The sequence below is a fragment of the Saccharothrix obliqua genome (assembly GCF_019375475.1).
Classification (GTDB): Bacteria; Actinomycetota; Actinomycetes; order Mycobacteriales; family Pseudonocardiaceae; genus Actinosynnema; species Actinosynnema obliqua.
The window spans coordinates 178,276-195,673 of the sequence record NZ_JAHXGQ010000010.1 but is presented as its reverse complement, the minus strand read 5'-3'; the positions used below and the strand labels follow the sequence as shown (position 1 = coordinate 195,673).

General features: G+C 72.8%; 13 protein-coding genes. 6 read left to right on the top strand and 7 right to left on the bottom strand.

From position 1 onward, the window contains the following. Positions 1–25 precede the first annotated feature (25 nt). Positions 26–676, top strand: coding sequence for an SRPBCC family protein (locus KZQ38_RS28105; protein ID WP_308258630.1), 651 nt, complete (start codon positions 26–28; stop codon positions 674–676). 543 nt (positions 677–1,219) lie between these two features. Next, on the top strand, positions 1,220–2,119 hold the full coding sequence (locus tag KZQ38_RS28100) for a proteasome assembly chaperone family protein (protein WP_219446054.1): 900 nt from the start codon (positions 1,220–1,222) through the stop codon (positions 2,117–2,119). Positions 2,120–2,132: 13 nt separating this feature from the next. Here KZQ38_RS28100 and KZQ38_RS28095 read toward each other — a convergent pair whose 3' ends face one another. After that, positions 2,133–3,110 carry an LLM class flavin-dependent oxidoreductase gene (locus tag KZQ38_RS28095; protein WP_219446053.1) on the bottom strand — a complete coding sequence of 326 codons (978 nt, stop codon included), beginning with the start codon at positions 3,108–3,110 and terminating at the stop codon, positions 2,133–2,135. Between the two features lie 128 nt (positions 3,111–3,238). Between KZQ38_RS28095 and paaZ the strand changes: the two genes are divergently transcribed. Both paaZ and KZQ38_RS28085 read left to right on the top strand, forming a co-directional pair. Next, the gene (paaZ, locus tag KZQ38_RS28090) at positions 3,239–5,266 is read left to right on the top strand and encodes a phenylacetic acid degradation bifunctional protein PaaZ (RefSeq protein WP_219446051.1); all 2,028 of its coding nucleotides are present in this window, start codon (positions 3,239–3,241) and stop codon (positions 5,264–5,266) included. Between the two features lie 203 nt (positions 5,267–5,469). After that, a complete protein-coding gene (locus KZQ38_RS28085; RefSeq protein ID WP_219446050.1) occupies positions 5,470–6,309 on the top strand; it encodes an aldo/keto reductase in 840 nt (279 codons plus the stop codon). Between the two features lie 51 nt (positions 6,310–6,360). Here KZQ38_RS28085 and KZQ38_RS28080 read toward each other — a convergent pair whose 3' ends face one another. Beyond that, complete coding sequence (locus tag KZQ38_RS28080) at positions 6,361–7,005, bottom strand: MOSC domain-containing protein (RefSeq protein WP_219446048.1); 645 nt, start codon at positions 7,003–7,005, stop codon at positions 6,361–6,363. A 97-nt stretch (positions 7,006–7,102) separates the two neighbouring features. Here KZQ38_RS28080 and KZQ38_RS28075 point away from each other — a divergent pair, with 97 nt between their 5' ends. Continuing rightward, entirely contained in the window at positions 7,103–7,825 is a 723-nt protein-coding gene (locus tag KZQ38_RS28075) for a hypothetical protein (RefSeq protein WP_219446046.1), read from the top strand. Between the two features lie 20 nt (positions 7,826–7,845). Here KZQ38_RS28075 and KZQ38_RS28070 read toward each other — a convergent pair whose 3' ends face one another. Beyond that, complete coding sequence (locus tag KZQ38_RS28070) at positions 7,846–8,685, bottom strand: phosphotransferase (RefSeq protein ID WP_219446044.1); 840 nt, start codon at positions 8,683–8,685, stop codon at positions 7,846–7,848. Positions 8,686–9,186: 501 nt separating this feature from the next. Between KZQ38_RS28070 and KZQ38_RS28065 the strand changes: the two genes are divergently transcribed. Continuing rightward, positions 9,187–10,224, top strand: coding sequence for an NsdA family TPR-like regulatory protein (locus KZQ38_RS28065; RefSeq protein ID WP_504739568.1), 1,038 nt, complete (start codon positions 9,187–9,189; stop codon positions 10,222–10,224). 211 nt (positions 10,225–10,435) lie between these two features. On the opposite strand, the gene KZQ38_RS28060 is transcribed toward KZQ38_RS28065, so the two are convergent. The 4 genes from KZQ38_RS28060 to KZQ38_RS28045 form a co-directional block, all read right to left on the bottom strand. Then, complete coding sequence (locus KZQ38_RS28060; RefSeq protein ID WP_219446256.1) at positions 10,436–11,116, bottom strand: peptidylprolyl isomerase; 681 nt, start codon at positions 11,114–11,116, stop codon at positions 10,436–10,438. Between the two features lie 59 nt (positions 11,117–11,175). Continuing rightward, positions 11,176–14,094, bottom strand: a complete 2,919-nt coding sequence (locus KZQ38_RS28055) for a helix-turn-helix transcriptional regulator (RefSeq protein WP_219446040.1) — start codon at positions 14,092–14,094, stop codon at positions 11,176–11,178. An 80-nt stretch (positions 14,095–14,174) separates the two neighbouring features. Then, positions 14,175–14,384, bottom strand: a complete 210-nt coding sequence (locus tag KZQ38_RS28050; protein ID WP_219446038.1) for a hypothetical protein — start codon at positions 14,382–14,384, stop codon at positions 14,175–14,177. Next, positions 14,381–17,266 (bottom strand): type 2 lanthipeptide synthetase LanM family protein, encoded by a 2,886-nt coding sequence (locus KZQ38_RS28045; protein ID WP_219446037.1) that lies wholly within the window; start codon positions 17,264–17,266, stop codon positions 14,381–14,383. Before KZQ38_RS28045 ends, KZQ38_RS28050 begins: the two co-directional genes overlap by 4 nt. Positions 17,267–17,398: the final 132 nt, after the last annotated feature.

The window sequence follows — 17,398 nt, the reverse complement described above, 5'->3', positions numbered from 1 at the left end:
CCGGCTCGCGGTCAGCCGCCCCGCCGTGAGCAGGCATCCGCGCGTGCTCCGGGAGAGCGGCCCGGTGCGGGCCGAGGTCGTCGGCAGGCGGGTGTACGCGCTGGCCCCGACCCCGTTCGCCGGGCCGGCCGAGTTCCGCCTCGACGATCGAGCTACCAGTGGAGGACACCGCGTGAACCGCCGACCGACCGGCCGACTGCTCCCCGCGGGTGCGGGCTGCGACCTCGTGCTGACGCGGACGTTCCGCGCGCACGTCGAGGACGTGTGGGCGAGCGTGACCGAGCCGGAGCGCACGGCGCGCTGGTTCGGTCCCTGGAAGGGCGACGCCGCGCCGGGTCGCACGATCGACGTGCAGATGGCGTACGAGGAGCAGCAGCCGTGGATGCAGGCCCGCATCGAGGCGTGCGAACCGCCGTTGCGGCTGGCCGTGACGACCGTCGACGAGCACGGCGTGTGGCGCCTGGAGCTGCTGTTGTCCGAAGTGGACGGTGTGACGGAGTTGAAGCTGGTGCACCACCTGGGCTCGCCGGCCGGGCTCGGCGAGATCGGCCCCGGTTGGGAGTTCTACCTCGACATGCTGGTGGCGTCCCGGGAGAACCGACCGCTGCCCGTGTTCGACTCGTACTACCCGGCGATGAAGGCGTACTTCGACGGTCTGGCGTCACCCGGCGCGTGAAGGTGGGCGCTGGTGGCTGTCGTCGCCGCGAAACTTTCAGGAAGCCTGCCTGATAATTAGGGCCCTGCCCGACCGCCGCCCTCCCGCGTGGGCAGGGGTGGTCTGGAAGCTGCTGCCCGGCGAAACTTTCAGGGAGCTTGCCTGATAGTTAGGGTCCTGCCTGGCGGTCCTGTTCGCGGCACTCGTGGGGTGCTCCTGGGGCTGCCGCCTGGTGAAACTTTCAGGGAGCCTGCCTGATAATTAGGGTCCTGCCCGACCGGGCCGTCTTCCCCGCGTCGGCGGGGGCGGCCCGGGCTGTGCTCCGGCTTTGCGGACAGCTCCTGGCAGGCGGGTGGATCGGTGGGCGGCCCCGTTGCCCGGTGGGCGGAGCCGTTGGGCGGCGAGTGGATCGGGAGGCGCCGCGGGTGGTCGGCACCGCTCCGTCGGCTGGGCCCCGCTCGACCTGGCCTCTTCCGAGTCGGTGTGTTCCCGGGCGGGATCGGGGAATGGATCGCCGGCCACGCGGTGTTGCAGCCGTAGAGGACTACCTGAGGGAGGCACGAGGTGGCGCAGGACCCGGAGGATCTGTTCGAGGTCGACTCCGACGTCCCGGACCTGACCGGAGCGGTGCTGTTGCACCACTTCGACGGCTTCATGGACGCCGGCGCGGCGGGTGCCACGCTGGTCGACCACCTGCTCGCGGTGCACGAGCACCGGGTGGTGGCCCGGTTCGACGTCGACGACCTGATCGACTACCGCGCTCGCCGGCCCACGATGACCTACGACACCGACCGGTGGGAGGACTTCGACGCCCCCGAACTGGTGGTGCGGCTGCTGCACGACTCGACGGGCACGCCGTTCCTGCTGATGAGCGGCCCCGAGCCGGACCGCCGCTGGGAAGCGGTGGTCGCGGGGGTGCGCTCGCTGGTCGAGCGGTGGGGCGTGCGGCTCGCGGTCGGCTTCCACGGCATCCCGATGGGCGTGCCGCACACCCGCAAGCTGGGGGTGATCTCGCACGCGACCCGACCCGAGCTGGTGACCGACAAGTCGCCGTTCAGCCGCATCCAGGTGCCCGGCAACCTGTCGGCGCTGCTGGAGCTGCGGCTCGGCCAGGCCGGTCACGACGCGATGGGTGTCGCCGCGTACGTGCCGCACTACCTGGCGCAGGGCACGTACCCGGCCGCGGCGGTGGGTCTGCTGGAGGCGTTGGGCCGGGTGACCGGGCTGGTGATCCCGAACGCCGCGCTGCTGGAGTCGGCGCGCCGCACGGACGCCGAGATCGCCCGGCAGGTCGGGGAGTCGGCGGAGGTCGCGCAGGTCGTGGAGGCGTTGGAGCGGCAGTACGACGCGTTCACCGAGGCGTCGGACAACCTGCTGATCGGCGAGGACGAGCCGCTGCCCAGCGCCGACGAGCTGGGCGCCGAGTTCGAGCGGTTCCTCGCGGAGCGGCAGCGGGACCGCTGACCACGGGAGCGGATCAGCCGGTGAGGCGGTGGTACGACGCGAGGTGGCGGTAGGACGCGAGCAGCGCCTCCCGGTCGTAGGTGCTGGTGGTCAGCAGGACCTCGTCCGCACCGGTGCGGGCCACCAGGCCGTCGAGCGCCTTGCCCGCCTCGGACGGGGTCCCGAAGACGTGGCCCCGCAACGACTCCTCGAAGTACCTGCGCTCGCGCTCGGACATGTCCAGCGCGAGCACCTCCTCCGGCGGGCGCAACGCCGGGAACACGCCGCGCGTGCGGGAGTGCGCCATCGCCCACGCCTCCGGTGCGAGCAGCCGCCAGGCGTCCTCGGTCGTGTCGGCCACCGCGACGGTCGCGGACACCACCACGTACGGCTCCTCCGCCCACGGCGACGGCCGGAACTTCGCGCGGTAGCCGTCGATGGCGCGCACCATCGCGTCCTCGCCGCGCACCGCGGCGATCACCAGCGGCAGGCCGTGCGCCGCCGCCACCTCCGCGCCCGCACCGGTCGCCAGCACGAACGCGGGCACGCGCAACCCGGTCGCCGGGTAACCGGACACCGCCGCCTCGCCGGTGAAGTACGACAGCAGCTCGTCCAGCCGCACCCCGAACTCCGCCGCGTCGCGCTGGTCGTGGCCCAGGGCCCGGCGCACCGGCTCGGTGAAGCCGACCGAACGGCCCAGGCCCATGTCGATCCGACCGGGGAACAACGACTCCAGCACGCCGAACTGCTCCGCCACCACGAGGGGCTGGTGGTTGGGCAGCATCACGCCGCCCGTGCCCACCCGGATGCGGGACGTGCGTGCCGCCACGGCGGCGGCCAGCACGGTCGGCGCGGAACCCGCCACACCGGGCACGCCGTGGTGCTCCGACACCCAGAACCGGTGGTAACCGAGGGCTTCCGCCTGCTGGGCGAACTCCACGGTGTCACGCAGCGCATCGGCGGGCGTGCGGCCCACGCGCGTGCGTGACCGGTCCAGGACGGAGAGCTTCACACCCGGTGCAACGGTTCGGGCCCGTTCCGGATTCCGGGGGTTCGCAGCCGGCGACGAGCCGGAGCGGGAGCGCTACTGTCCGGTACACCGGGACACCGACCGGGTGCCGAGAGGGAGGACGAACTCCGATGGCCATGCTCCGCAGCTACGTGTCCGGTCACTGGCACACCTCGTCCGCCGAGGGAGCGCCGCTGCACGACGCGGTGACCGGCGAGGAGATCACGCGCATCTCGTCGGCGGGTGTCGACATGGCGGCGGCCCTCGACCACGGCCGCCGCGTCGGCGGGCCGGCGCTCCGCGAGCTGACCTTCCACCAGCGCGGCGCGTTGCTCAAGGCCCTCGCCTCCCACCTGCGCGAGCACCGCGACGAGCTGTACGCGTTGTCGGCCCGGTCCGGCGCGACGAGGACCGACTCGCTGGTCGACGTCGACGGCGGCATCGGCGTGCTGTTCGGCTACTCGTCCAAGGCGAAGCGCGAACTGCCCAACGCCAAGGTGTACGTGGACGGCGCGCTGGAACCGCTCGGCCGCGGCGGCACGTTCTACGGCAGGCACGTCGGCACCCCGCTGCGCGGCGTCGCGGTGCAGATCAACGCGTTCAACTTCCCCGTGTGGGGACCGCTGGAGAAGTTCGCGCCCGCGTTCGTCGCCGGTGTGCCGACGTTGATCAAACCGGCCTCCCAGACCGCGTACCTCACGGAGAAGCTGGTCGAGCTGATGCTCGCGTCCGGCCTGCTCCCGGAGGGTTCGGTGCAGCTCGTCTGCGGCAGCGCCGGCGACCTGCTGGACCACCTGACCGAGCAGGACCTCGTCGGCTTCACCGGCTCCGCGTCCACCGCCCAGCACCTGCGCACCCATCCGGCCGTGATCCGGTCGTCGGTGCGGTTCAACGCCGAGGCGGACTCGCTGAACTGCTCCGTCCTCGGCCCGGACGCGGTGCCCGGCACGCCCGAGTTCGACCTGTTCGTCAAGCAGCTCGTCACCGAGATGACCGCCAAGGCCGGTCAGAAGTGCACCGCCATCCGCCGCGCCCTGGTGCCCGCCGAGCTGCTGGACGACGTCGCCGACGCGGCACGGGAGCGGCTGGCGAAGGTCGTCATCGGCAACCCCGCCAACGAGGCGGTGCGGATGGGCGCGCTCGCCGGGCTGGAGCAGCGCGAAGAGGTGCGGCGCTCGCTCAAGGCGTTGCTGGAAGCGGGCGATGTCGTCTACGGGTCGCCGGACACCGTCGACGTCGTGGACGCCGACCCCGAGCGCGGCGCGTTCCTGTCGCCGGTCCTGCTCAAGGCCGACCCGGACCGCGCCCAGCCGCACGAGGTGGAGGCGTTCGGACCGGTGGCGACGCTGCTGCCCTACCGCGGGGCGGAGCACGCCGTGGAACTCGCGGCGCGTGGCGCGGGCAGCCTGGTCGGGTCGGTGGTCAGCTACGACGCCGACTTCGTGCGGGACGTGGTGGTCGGCGTCGCGCCCTGGCACGGCCGGCTGCTGGTGCTCGACCGCGACGACGCGAAGGAGTCCACCGGCCACGGCTCGCCGCTGCCGGCCCTGGTGCACGGCGGACCGGGCCGTGCGGGCGGTGGCGAGGAGATGGGTGGCATCCGGGGCGTGCTGCACCACCTCCAGCGCACCGCCGTGCAGGGCTCGCCGCGGGTGCTGACCGCCGTCACCGGGCAGTGGGTGCCCGGCGCGGACCGCGCCGAGGGCGACGAGCACCCGTTCCGCAAGTCCCTGGCCGAACTGCGCATCGGCGACTCGGTGGTGGCCGGACCGCGCGTGGTGACGTTGGAGGACATCGAGCACTTCGCCTCGTTCACGGGCGACACGTTCTACGCCCACATGGACGAGGAAGCGGCGACGGCCAACCCGTTCTTCGGCGGGCGGGTCGCGCACGGGTACCTGGTGGTCTCGTTCGCCGCCGGGTTGTTCGTCTCGCCCGAGCCGGGGCCGGTGCTCGCCAACTACGGCCTGGAGAACCTGCGGTTCCTGACGCCCACCTTCCCCGGCGACGAACTCACCGTGACGCTGACCGCGAAGCAGATCACGCCGCGTGAGGACCAGGACTACGGGGAGGTGCGGTGGGACGCGGACCTGGTCAACCAGAAGGGCGAGTCGGTCGCGAAGTACGACGTGCTGACGCTGGTGGCCAAGACGCGGTGACGACGGAGAGGTGACGAGTCCGCGGCGGGGAGGCCCCTCGTGCGGTGCGATCGCGCGTTGCGGGATGCCGAAGTCGGATGTTGCCCGTTTGTTCCCCAGGCGGGAACAACGAGCTGACTCCGTGCCGTTGGCGGTGGTGAACGGACCTATCGGAGGAGGGGTTCCACCCCTTTTTTCGCCGCCGAACGCAAGGAGCACCTGAGGTGTCCGGAACCTTTTCACTGGGTGGAGATCTGACCGTCAACCGCCTCGGCTACGGAGCCATGAGGTTGACCGGTGAGGGCATCTGGGGCTACCCGGCCGACCGGGACAACGCGATCGCCGTGCTGCGCCGCGCCGTCGAACTGGGCGTCAACTTCATCGACACCGCCGACTCGTACGGCCCGCACATCAACGAGGAACTGATCAAGGAGGCGCTGCACCCGTACGCCGACGACCTGGTCATCGCCACCAAGGCGGGCCTGATCCGGACCGGCCCCAACGAGTGGCACACCCTCGGCAAGCCCGCCTACCTGCGGCACGCCCTGGAGAACAGCCTCCGCCGGTTGGGCGTCGAGCGGATCGACCTGTACCAGTTGCACCGGATCGACCCCGAGGTGCCGCTGGAGGACCAGATCGGCGAGCTGAAGAAGTTCCAGGAAGAGGGCAAGATCCGGCACATCGGGCTGTCGGAGGTGGACGTCGAGCAGCTGAAGGCGGCGCAGGCGATCGCGCCCATCGCGAGCGTGCAGAACCTGTACAACCTCGCGACCCGCCACCACGAGGCCGTGCTCGACCACACCACCGAGCACAACATCGCGTTCATCCCGTGGTTCCCCGTCGCGACCGGCGACCTGGCCCGGCCGGGTGGCGTCCTCGACGCGGCGGCCAAGGAGCACGGCGCGACGCCCGCGCAGCTCGCCCTCGCGTGGCTGCTGCGCCGGTCGCCGGTGGCGCTGCCCATCCCGGGCACCTCGTCGGTCGCCCACCTGGAGGAGAACGTCGCCGCGCGCGACATCCAGCTCACCGACGAGCAGTTCGAGAAGCTGACCGCCCTGGGGTGATCCCCGCGTGCCGGGCCGGTGTGCCACCGGCCCGGCACGGGCTCCGTCCGCTCAAGCTCCGAGCCGCGACCGCAACCTGGCTCGGATGTGCGCGGGGAGGTACTCCTCGACGGCCTGGAGCCGGGGCAGGAGGGCCGGCTCGAGGGTGAGCGCCCGGAACATCACCTGAACCGTCACGTCGTGCCCGGGGCGCGTCACGAGAACCGCCTCGTCGCCGGCGGCGACCTCGCCCGACTCGACCACCCGGAAGTACGCCCCGCTCACCGCCCGCTGCGTGAACGTCCGCACCCAGCCGCGTTCCCCCATGACACCCGCGAACGTCCGGCACGGGATGCGCGGCGCGGTCACCTGGAGCAACGCCGTGCCCACCCGCCACCGCTCACCGATCCGCGCGTTGGTCAGGTCCACGCCCTCGGTGGTCAGGTTCTCCCCGAACAACCCGGGCGGCAGCTCGCGGCCCAGCTCGGCGGCCCACGCGTCCAGGTCCTCCCGCGCGTACGCGTAGACGGCCTGGTCCGGGCCGCCGTGGCTGCGGCCGTCCTCGATGTGGTCGCCCGCGAAACCGCTGCCGACCTCCGCCGGTGCCGTGACGCGCACCGGACCGGGCACCGGGCGCTTGTCGTGGCCGGTGCGGCCCAGCACGGCGGGCACGAACTCGATGCGGTGGCCGATGTTCACCGAAAGCACGCGTGGCATACCCGGCACGGTAGCCGAGTCGGTTTGGGGGTCCGCACCCGTTATCGGCGGCGGGTGCGCGAAGATGGGCGCTGTTCATCGGTTCGTGGGGGAAATCATGCGCAGGTCCGTGGTTCCGTTGCTGCTGTCCGTCGCACTGGTCGCCGGGTGCGCGGAGCGGACACCGCTGCCCGAGCCGACGCTCGAACCGGCCGCGCGTGACACCGCGGCGCTCGTCACGGCGCTCGTGTCGGGCGTAGACGCGCAGTTCTCGGTGCGGTTCGAGGCGGAGCACACGATGTCCGGCCGGGAGGTCCGCGCCGAAGGCGACCTGGTCCGCTCCCAGGAGGGCAGGCTGGTCGCGTTGCGCGAGGACGCCGTGGAGGTGGTGGTGCTGCCCGACGCCGGCTACACCCGCTCCGGGGGCGGCCCGTGGACCCGGCTCGCGCGAGCCGACCGCGCGGGCCTGAAGTCCGGCGTGGCCGTCGAAGCGGTGGCGGACGAGGTGGACCCGCGCACCGTGGTGTCCACCCTGCGCGGCTCCCTGATCGTGGAGACGGTGGACGAGCCGGTCGAGGGCTCACCCGCCCGCCGGTACACCCTGCTGGTCGACCTGCGTGCGCAGGCCGAGCAGACCACCGACCTGGCCCACCGGGCACAACTCCTGGCCGCGGACGAGTCGGGCTTCACGGCCACGGCGGTGGTGTGGGTCGGTCCCGGCAACCTGCCGGTGAAGGTGGAGCAGACGTTGAAAACGGCGGAGGAGACGGTGTTCCGGCAGACGGTGCACCGGTTCGGCGGGTGGAATTCAAACGTGCGGGTGGTCGCGCCCGTGGGGTGAGGGCTGCCGTGGGCCGTGCGTCAGTTTTGGTGGCAGCTTGTTCGGTGACGCGTCCACGTGCGTGCGGCTGTGGTGGTCGGGGTGCTCGGGAATCGGCGTTCCCAGATTCGGACTACTGATGCGGCGAAGGCGGTGAGGGCGTCGGGTGGCGTCGTGGCGAAATCCGGTGAGTGCCGTGTCGCCCAGTGCTCGGCCGCGTCGGGTTGGTGCCCGGCGGCGATGAGGCGGATGACGAGCAGCGCGGGGTCGATCCACGCGGCTCCGGTTCGCCACCAGGCCCAGTCGATCACTTTCGCGGTGTCGGTGATGAGGAAGTTCGCCGGGTTGAGGTCGGAGTGGATCAGGTGGCCGCCGTGCATGTGATCGGGGGCTTTCGCGGCCCAGTCGGTGATCAGGTCGCTGTTCGAGGGTGTGGCGAGTGCGGTTTTGAGGGCTTGCGCCCATTGGCTCGCCATCGGGCGTTGCGTGGTTGGTGGTGCGGTTAGCCGGATCCGGGTCACCGCGTCGGCGACCGCGGGGAGGTCGTCGGAGTCGGGGGAGAGGTCGGCGTGGTGACCGGCCGCGTGTTCGAAGCCGAGGAGCAGCCAGTCGTCCTGCTCGACGTGCCACAGCAGGCGCGGGGCGAGGTCGGCGGGCAGGTGCGGGCCGATCGCGAGTTCGTTGCGGTGCATGGCGGCCAGTGGCGAACCCGTCGTGATCCCCTTGCAGAACACCGGTCCGGACGGCGTGGTCAGCGTGACGGCGAGTTCGGAGTTCCGGCCGCCGGCCGGTGACGTCGCGCCTGCCACTGGGCCGGTGCGCTGCTCCACGGCCTGCCGCACCCCTTCGGGCAGGTCGTGCCAATCACGACGGGTCGCCATCCCTGTTCCTGTTCCGGGGCTGACGCCCTCACGAGAGTTCGGCGTTGTGCCGCCGCACCGTCGCCTTCATGACCGCAGCGCGTGGCACTGGGAGCACTGGGCGGACTCCGTGGTGGCCCGCAGCTCCGGATCGACCGTGAAGCCGGACGCATCGCGTCCACCGTAGGGGCGAGCATTGTCGCGGTGTCGGAGCGCGTCGCACGCGGTGGGGTGAACTGTGGTGCAGGAACCGACCCGCCACCCGCTCGCGGAACTCCGCATGAACTGGTGCCACCCGAGGTCGACTCGCAGGCTCGAGCGGAAGCGACCGCCCGGGTTGTCGGCGCACCCTTTAGGAAGGCCACGGTCGCGTCCACGATGCGAACTGCCTCGTCCCCGGTCATCCCCGCGTGCTCGTTGTCGGATGAGGCGGTTGCGGACGTCGTCGGAAATCAACGCCTCAGTCAGTGGCTTGACCACGTAAGTGTCATCGCTCCCTCATTTCCCACGTGAGCCATCCGGGTGGCGGAACCGAGTTCTCCTGGTCAGCGCACGGCGACACCTGAACTGGTAGCGGCCTATGAGCGTGCGCTTGGCGCACAAGGGTTGGGTGAGGACGTGAACAGGCGTGAACTGTTGGCGGCAGCCGCTGCGGTGCTTGCCGGGACCGCCACCCCCGATCCGCTGGTCCGGCTGCTCGACGGGCTCGGTGCGTCCGGCGTGCCGGGGAGGGTGGGCCGGTCCGAAGTCGAGGCCGTGCGACAGGCCACGACCGTGTACACGACGATGGACCTCCGGTACGGCGGTGAGGTCGCGGCGGACGTGTCCAGCGGCGCACTCAGGTGGGCCGTGAGCCTCCTGGACGCTCCGATGCGTGCCGACACCCGCATGGAACTGTGCGAAGCGGTGGGCGCACTTGCGGACCGAACCGCGTGGACGCACTTCGACTCCGGCCGGACCCACTCCGCGCGGAGGCTGTCCACGCTCGCGCTCCGCACCGCGGACGAGGGCACCGATCCGGATCTTCGCGCGCACGTGCTGCTGAACATGGCTGCCCAGATCGGCGACGCCCTCCCCGGCGAAGCCGTCCGCCTGGTCGAGTCCGCGCTGTCGGACCAACGGGTCTGCGGCTCGGAACGCGCGAACCTGCACGCGGGCCTTGCCGGTCACCTCGCGAAGACCGGTGCGCACGACGACGCGCTCCGCCACATCACACAGGCGGAAAAGCTCGCCGAACGCGGTGGCGATCGACCCGAGTGGGCGGGCTTCCTCACCGCCGAGCACTTGGACTCGATCATCACCCTTGCCCTGGCGTCGGCGGGCGAGGACGACGAGGCGATCCGCCGCTTCGAAGACCTGATCCCGCGCATGGGCGCGGACCGGCTGCGTGGGAAGGCGGGACGGATGATCGACCTGGCGGGGCTCTACGCGAAGGTCGGCCGGTCGGACGAGGCGCGGGGCCTGGCGGATCAAGCAGGTGCGGCGCTGAGCTTCGTGCGCTTTACACGGGTGACCGATCGGCTTGCGACGTTGCATTGTTGCTTGATCGCGGGGAAGTGAGCTGCTGGATCAAAAGCGTCCTCGCCGGACGGGCAGACCGCCAAGGATGACATTACAAGCGGGCTGCGTGTCATCCCCGTATGGCCTGGTCAGAGACAACCACCCTTGGTCAGGGAGGGCAAGCGAAAAGCGTGCTTGCCCTCCCTGACCAAGCGCGGTTCGCTGGCGCGCAGGCCATACGGGGATGACACGCAGCGGGCAGGGGTGTGCGTTAGCAGCCCTTCTTCGCGCGGCTGATGTCCACGGGCTTGGCGGGGCGGCCGTCGACCGGGGCCGGGTCTTCCGGGGTGGGGGTGATGCCGGTCTTGGCGATCTTGTCCAGGGTGCGCAGGCCCTCGGGTTTGATGGTGCCGAAGACCGTGTAGTTCGGGCGCAGGGTGCTGTCCGCGGTGACCAGGAAGAACTGGCTGCCGTTGGTGTCGGGGCCCGCGTTGGCCATCGCGAGGGTGCCGCGCGGGTAGGTGCGGCGCTCGCCGGTCGGGTCGTTCGGGGCCGGCGGGAGGTTCTTGGGCAGCTCGTCCTTGTACTTGTAGCCGGGGCCGCGTTCGCCGGTGCCGGTCGGGTCGCCGCACTGGAGGACCTTGAGGGTCGGGTACGCGGTGAGGCGGTGGCAGGTGGTGTCGTCGTAGAACTTCTTGGTCACGAGGTGCAGGAAGCTCTGGACGGTGCACGGCGCCTGCGCGCGGTCGACCGACAGGGGGATGTTGCCCTGGTTGGTCTTCAGCACCACGTCGACCCGGCCGCGGTTCGGGGTGCGCCTCGGGTCCGGGGGTAGCTTGACCGGCCGGGCCGCGGGGTCGTCGGGGGTCGCCGTGTAGCCGCACGGGCCACGGGTCACGTCGGGCTCGGCCCCCGTCGCCGCCTGCGCGACGCCGCTGCCGAGGGTCATCATCAGCGCCACTGCCAAGAGGATCCTCACGGGGAAGTCCTAGCGGACCGCCCCGCCCCCGGCTAGGGCCGGTCGGCGGGTCCCAGGTCGGCGGCGAACGTGCTGAGCGCCTCGCGGTCCGGTTGGGACGTCTTCGTCAGCAGGCTCGCCACGTGCTTCTCCACCGTGCGGGGCGAGATGTGGAGTCGCGTCGCGATCGCCTTGTTGCCCAAGCGGTTGGCCAGCAGGCGGAACACCTCGAACTCGCGGACGGTCACGCCCAGGGCCCGCAGTTCCCTCGGCACCTGGTCGGAACCCGTGCGGCGCTGCGGAACGGACGCGCCGAGCTGGCGCAGCAGGCTCCGGCACGCGCTGGCGACCGCCGCCCCACCGGCCTGGTGGAAGTGCTCCTCCGCGCCCCTCAACCAGGCGACCGGCTCGCCCCAGCCGTCGGTCATGGCGGCCTCGGCCACCAGGCGCAGGCCGAGGTGCCGCGCCAACGGGTAGATGGACGCCGCCTCCCGGGCCGACCGCACGGCGGACGACGCTTCGGCTTCCCGACCCTCCCGGCCCAGCAGGACGGCGCGCGCGAACTGGCCGAACACCCGGTTCCACCGCATACCCGCCGCCGCCGAGCGCGTGACCTCCCGGTACACCGCGTGGTCGACCTCGCCGGTCAACGCGCCCAGCAGCAGCCGCAACCCGTGGGTGCCGGACAGGTGGAACGTGGTCGGCGTCTCCGCCTCGTACGCCATGGCCCGCGCCAGGTCGTGCCCCGCCTGGTCGCGGTCCTCCTCCAGCAGCGCGCAGAACGCCCTGGCCAACCCGTAGCAGAGGGGCCGCTCCTGGGAACCCGTGCCGCCCAGCTCGTGGAACTCGGCGATGGCGCTGTCCACTTCGGACCGCTTGCCCTGGTGGGCCGCGGCGGTCGCCCGCGCCATCAGCACGTAGAGCGTCATCGACTTCAGTTGCAGGCGGCGGGTCCCCTCGCCGCAGCGGTCCAGCTTCTCCTCCGCCGCCTGGTACTGGCCGCGCAGCACGGCGTCCAGGCCGAGGATCGCGTCCACGTTGTACGCCACGGTGATCGCGCCCACCCGCAACGCCTCCTCGCGGGCCTCCACCAGTTCGGCGGCCGACCCGTCGGCCAACCAGCCCAGGCCCGCCAGGCGCACCGCGGCGTACGTCCGCTGGATCGGCAGGCGGTTCTCCTCGGCGAGCTGCCGTGCCTTGGTGAAGTGGTCGGTGGCCTCGCCGAGGTCCCGTTCCCGGGCCAGGATGCCCAGCAGCTGCCACGCCTCGCAGCCGACCTCCGGCAGGTTCGCCCGCCGCGCCGCCTCCGCCGCCCGCCGCGCCAGGGTCTCGGCCGACGAGATGCGGTCCGGGCGTTGCGCGTTGAGCGTCAGGAACGCGGCCAGCGAGTCCATCCGGGCCCGGTGGGCGTCGTCGACCTCGGGACCGAGCAGGTTCCGCGCGGCGGCGAGCTGCGTCATGCCGTCCGCCGAACGCCCCGCCAGCCAGGCCACCCGCGCCAACCCGATGTGCAGCTCGGCCCGCCGCACCCGGTCCAGGCCCGCCGCGCTCAGCTCCGCCAGGGCGTCCTGGAGCGCGAAGGCACGCTCGAACTGGCCCGCCTCGCCCAGGGCGGGCAGCAGGGCGGCCAGGACGTCGGCCCGCACGCTCACGTCCACCTGGTGCGTGGACAGGCGGTGGGCGTGGTCCAGCAGCCGCACCGCGGAACCGGCCGCGCCGTCGGCCAGCGCCCGCCGGCCGGCCTCGGCCAGCAACGCGCCCGCCTCGGCGGTCTGGCCCGCGTCCAGCCGCAGCGACGCGACCAGCGGGCACCACTCGCCGGGCAGCTCCGGGTGCAGCCGCTGCACCGCGTCGGCGGTGCGGCGGGCGACGTCGGCGCGGTGGGTCGGGGTGAGCTGCGCCAGCAACGCCTCCGCGGTCAGCGGGTGGCGGAACGCGTACCAGTCGGGCACCGGCTCGTCGGGCGTCACGAGCTGGGCGGCCACGCCGGCGTGCAGGTGCGACAGCAGGTTCCGGTCGTCCAGGCCGGTCACCTCGCGCAGCACGGTGAGCGGGAAGCGGTGGCCCAGCACGGCGGCCACCGACAGCAGTTCCCGGCCCTGCGGCCCGAGGCGGTCGGTGCGGTGCGCGATCGAGCGGACGAGGGCGGTGGGCACGTCGATCCGCAGCTCGCCCAGCACCTGCCAACCCGCCGGGCCACGCACCAGCAGGCCGCTGTTGACCATGCCGTGCAGCATTTCCTCGACGACGAACGGGTTGCCCGCGCTGTCCGCCCACAGGCGGTCGGCCACGGCGGCGGGCACCTCGGCCACCGGCACCTCCAGGCACGCCGCGACCATGCCGCGCACCTGGGGTTCGGTGAGGCGCCGCAGTTCCAGCAGGGCGCCCGCGTCGCGCTGGGCGGCCAGCCGGATCACGTCCAGCGCCGGCCCGGGGTCGGCCCGGGTGGTCACCAGCAGGGCCGCCGGCACCTCGTCCAGGTTGTCCACCAGGTAGTCGATGACGGCGAGCGTCTCGGCGTCCGAGTCGTGCAGGTCCTCCAGCACCAGCAGGCACGCGCGGGCGCGGCCGACCACGGCCAGCAGGCGCAGCACGGCCTCCGCCAGCACGACCACCGAGTGACCCGCCTGCGCCTCGTGGCCCCACTCCGGCACCAGCCTCCCCAGCACCGGCCGGTACGGGCCCAGCTCGCGCAGGTCGCGGTCGCCACCGCGCAGCAACGACATCAACGCCTCGGCCAGCGGCCGGAACGGCACCATGGGCCCGATCGTCGAACCGCGACCACGCAGCACCCGCATCCCGCGGTCGAACGCGGCGCCCGCCGCCACCCGCGCCAAGCGGGTCTTGCCGATACCGGGTTCGCCCACCAGGAACACGGCACGCCCCCGGTGGGCGGTGGCGTCGGCCAGCGCCCGGTCCAACACCCGGAGTTCGTCGTCGCGGCCGACCACGACCGGCGCGCGGGTCTGCATGTGCCGACCTTAGTCGGGAGCACGCCGGACTGCCCGCACCCCCAGTGTGGGCGGGCAGTCCGGCGGTGGTGGGGCGCCGGCTAGATCGAGACGGGTGCGCTCACCGAGGTGCTGTCGGCGATGCCCGCGGCGACGACCGCGTACGCGCCGACGGCCAGCGTCAGACCGGCCAGCGCGCGGGCCCGCGCGCCCGTGCGGGACTTGCGGGTCAGCGCCATCTCCCCGGCCGGGTGGTCGCCGTCCTGGTCGTCGTCCCAGGTGGCGACCTCGTCGTGGTTGGCGTTGCTCATCGGGTGCTCTCCTTGCGAGGGTAGGGAATGGCAGGGGTTTCGAGCAGGAGCACCGACGGCACCCGCTCGGGTAGACCAAGGCGGAGCAGGCCGTACCCGATCCCGGACAGACCGGTGAGCAGACCTGCCGACGGCACGCCGCCGGGCGTGCCGCACCGCGCCCCGTACTGGTCCAGCGCGCCGAGCACGAGCCCCGCCCGCCGGTTCAGCATCGCCGTCGCGAGGTCGTGCCCGCGTTCGGCGAGCACGGCCAGCGATTCGAGGACGCCCAGCTCACCATGGCACAGGCTCAGGTCGCGCAGGGGTTCGTGCACCGCCAAGGCGTTCAGGCACCGGTCGAGGTGCAGGGTGTGGGTGTCCACCGGCTGGTCGGGGTGCGCGGCGTGCGCGAGCACCGCGCCGGACAGGCCGGAGCACCAGCTGTGGTCGGCCTCGCGGACGTCGAGCAGCCGCTGCCGCAACGCGTGGTCCGCACGCAGGTTCGCCCGCCCCGCCACGCCGAACCGCTGGTCGCGCGTGGTGCGGGCGTAGCGGAGCATGGCCCAGCCGATGCCCGCGCGCCCGCGCGCGAACCCGTCGCCGCCCGGGTTGGCCGCGAGCAGCCGACCCGCGTGGCGGCGGGCCAGGCGCTCGGCGGCGGGCAGTCCGCTCTCCGCGTGCACCGCGAGCATCGCGGCCAGACCGCCCGCCCGGCCCTCCACGATGTTCGCCGGATCTTCACCGACCACTTCCACGTGCGCCGCGACCTCGACGGCGTGGGCCAGCCAGCCCGCGACCTCCGCGTCGCCCAGCAGGTTCGCCAGCCGCGCCAAGGCGTAGCAGATGCCGCCCAGCCCGTGGAACGCGCCGCTGCCGACCGCCACCGCCAACTCCGGGTCCGCCGCGAACGACCGCAGCAGGCCCGGCACCGGCGTGATCGCGTGCCGCGCGGCCTCGGTGTACCGGCTCGCACCGGTCAGCTCGCCCAGTTGCGCGAGGAACAACGCGACGCCGGTGTAGCCGTTGGACAGGCCCGCGCCCATCGCGGCCACCGCCCAGTGCCGGTCGTCCACCAGTTCCAGGCCCACCCAGTTGGTCCGGTGGTCGTCGGCCGTGGCGCGGGCCAGGACCTCGTCGGCGATCCCGCACGCCGCCGCCAGCAGCCGCTGCGGGTCCGGCACGCCCGCCTCCAGCGGCGCGGGCACCGCCGCGCCGGTCCGGTGCTCCACCGGGCGCGGGCGGCTCGCCAGCGCGGCGCTGATCAGCCACTGCTGCTCGTGCCGGTCCACCTCGTCCAGGGCCGCGATCTTGCGCGCCACCGACTCCGCGCCGGACAGGGGCAGGAGGTCCGGCAGGCGGCGCCCGGACGCCGACCACACGTCCCGGCTGCCCGGCCGGGTGGTGAACAGCGGCACGTCGCCCGCCCACAGGTCGGTCAGCTCGTGCGGCACGAGCGCCCGCAGCACGTCCTCCGGGGACTCGTCCCACAGCAGCTCCAGCGCGAGGTCGCGGTCCCGCGCGCCACGCAGCGCGTCCGGGTGCGTCGACTCGTCCAGGAGCGTCGCGTAGAGCTGGGTCATGCGCGGCACGAACCGCACCGGCAGGTCCGCGAACCCGGCCAGCAGGCCGTCGTCGCCGAGCAGTTCGTCGCGGTGGTCGTAGAGCGCGTCGTAGCCCGCGCTGAACCCGGCCAGCAGCGCGCCCCGGTAATCGGCGGGCTCGGCCTCCACACCGGCGACGGTCGGCCGGTTGTGCGCCGGCGGCAGGGGAGCGGGCCTGCGCACCAACCGCATCCGGTCCGTGCCGGGGTGCAGCCACGCCACGCCGTCCGCCGGGAAGACGTCGCCGTGGTCGCCGCCCACCCCGCCGACGTCCAGCGCGCCGTGCTCGCCGAGCAGCACGCGCGGCAGCACCGCCGTCCGGTGCACGGAGCGCGCCAGCGCCTTCACCGCCGGGTCGGACGGGATGCCGACGGTCGGGTGGAACAGCGTCTCCACGTCGACCAGCACGGGCTGGTCACCGCACGCGATCAGGTTCTCGTAGTGCATGTCGGTGCCGTCCACCGCGTACAGCAGGGCGATCAACCCACCCAGCCGCTGGTAGAACCGGCCCACCTCGGAGACGTCCGCGCACGGCGCGTGCTCCGCGAACTCCAGCCACCCGTGGGTGTCGCGCCGCACGGTGCGCGGCACCCGCAGCCCCAGCCCGGTGTGCCCGTCGAACCACGCCAGCAGCTCGGCGAACCGCGCGTGCAACGCCACCGGCCGCGGCTTGTAGACGACGCGCCGGCCGTCCTCGAAGGTCAGCACGGCCACCGCGCGCCCGCGCTGGTGGGCGTCGCCCCGGTCCGTCTCGACGGCGGTGAGACGGCCGGGGTCGCGCCCGTCCAACAGGGTCCGCACCAGGTCGGCGCGGTCTGCGGCGTACCGGTCCAGCAACTCGCGGTGCGCGGTCGCGGCGTGCAGGCAGGTCTGGCCGAGCAGGCGGGCCAGCACCGGGTACTTGGCGAACAGCTCGCGCAGGTCCAGGTGCTCCACGAAGTGCGTGAACCGCGCCTGCGGTGTGTCGCCGACCAGCTCGTGGGCCAGGCGCTTGAGGTTCAGCTCCAGCACCAGCGCGCGGGCCGCGATCCGGGCGAGCCGGTGCCCGAGCCGCCGGGCGAACTCGTCGTCCAGCCGGTCGTCCAGGTCCCGCGCGGCCCACACCAGGGGCCGCAGCGCGAACGCGAATGCCTCGTCCCACTCGCCGCCGGGGAAACGAGCATGGGCCGCGGTCGCGGTGGCGCGTTCCACGAACGCGGCCCATGCCGGTCGCCCGTCACGGGCGACCAGTTCGGAGGTGGTCCCGCGCAGACCCCGGTGCCACCAGGTGGTGGGGAGCCGGTCTACCGCGGACGGGATCACGGCGCACAACGTGACACGCGCCGGCATCACCGCACATGGGGGCCATGCCCCCAGATTTGCCCCAATTCCGCGAGGATGCGGAAACGAGGATGCAAAAACGACGGGCGGAGCCGCAGCCGGGGAGGGCACGGA

Excerpts from the sequence above, each read along its gene's own strand:
- KZQ38_RS28075 (WP_219446046.1), top strand. The coding sequence starts at position 7,103 with ATGCGCAGGTCCGTGGTTCCGTTGCTGCTGTCCGTCGCACTGGTCGCC.
- KZQ38_RS28070 (WP_219446044.1), bottom strand. The coding sequence starts at position 8,685 with ATGGCGACCCGTCGTGATTGGCACGACCTGCCCGAAGGGGTGCGGCAG.
- KZQ38_RS28080 (WP_219446048.1), bottom strand. The coding sequence starts at position 7,005 with ATGCCACGCGTGCTTTCGGTGAACATCGGCCACCGCATCGAGTTCGTG.
- KZQ38_RS28060 (WP_219446256.1), bottom strand. The coding sequence starts at position 11,116 with ATGATGACCCTCGGCAGCGGCGTCGCGCAGGCGGCGACGGGGGCCGAG.
- paaZ (WP_219446051.1), top strand. The coding sequence starts at position 3,239 with ATGGCCATGCTCCGCAGCTACGTGTCCGGTCACTGGCACACCTCGTCC.
- KZQ38_RS28050 (WP_219446038.1), bottom strand. The coding sequence starts at position 14,384 with ATGAGCAACGCCAACCACGACGAGGTCGCCACCTGGGACGACGACCAG.
- KZQ38_RS28055 (WP_219446040.1), bottom strand. The coding sequence starts at position 14,094 with ATGCAGACCCGCGCGCCGGTCGTGGTCGGCCGCGACGACGAACTCCGG.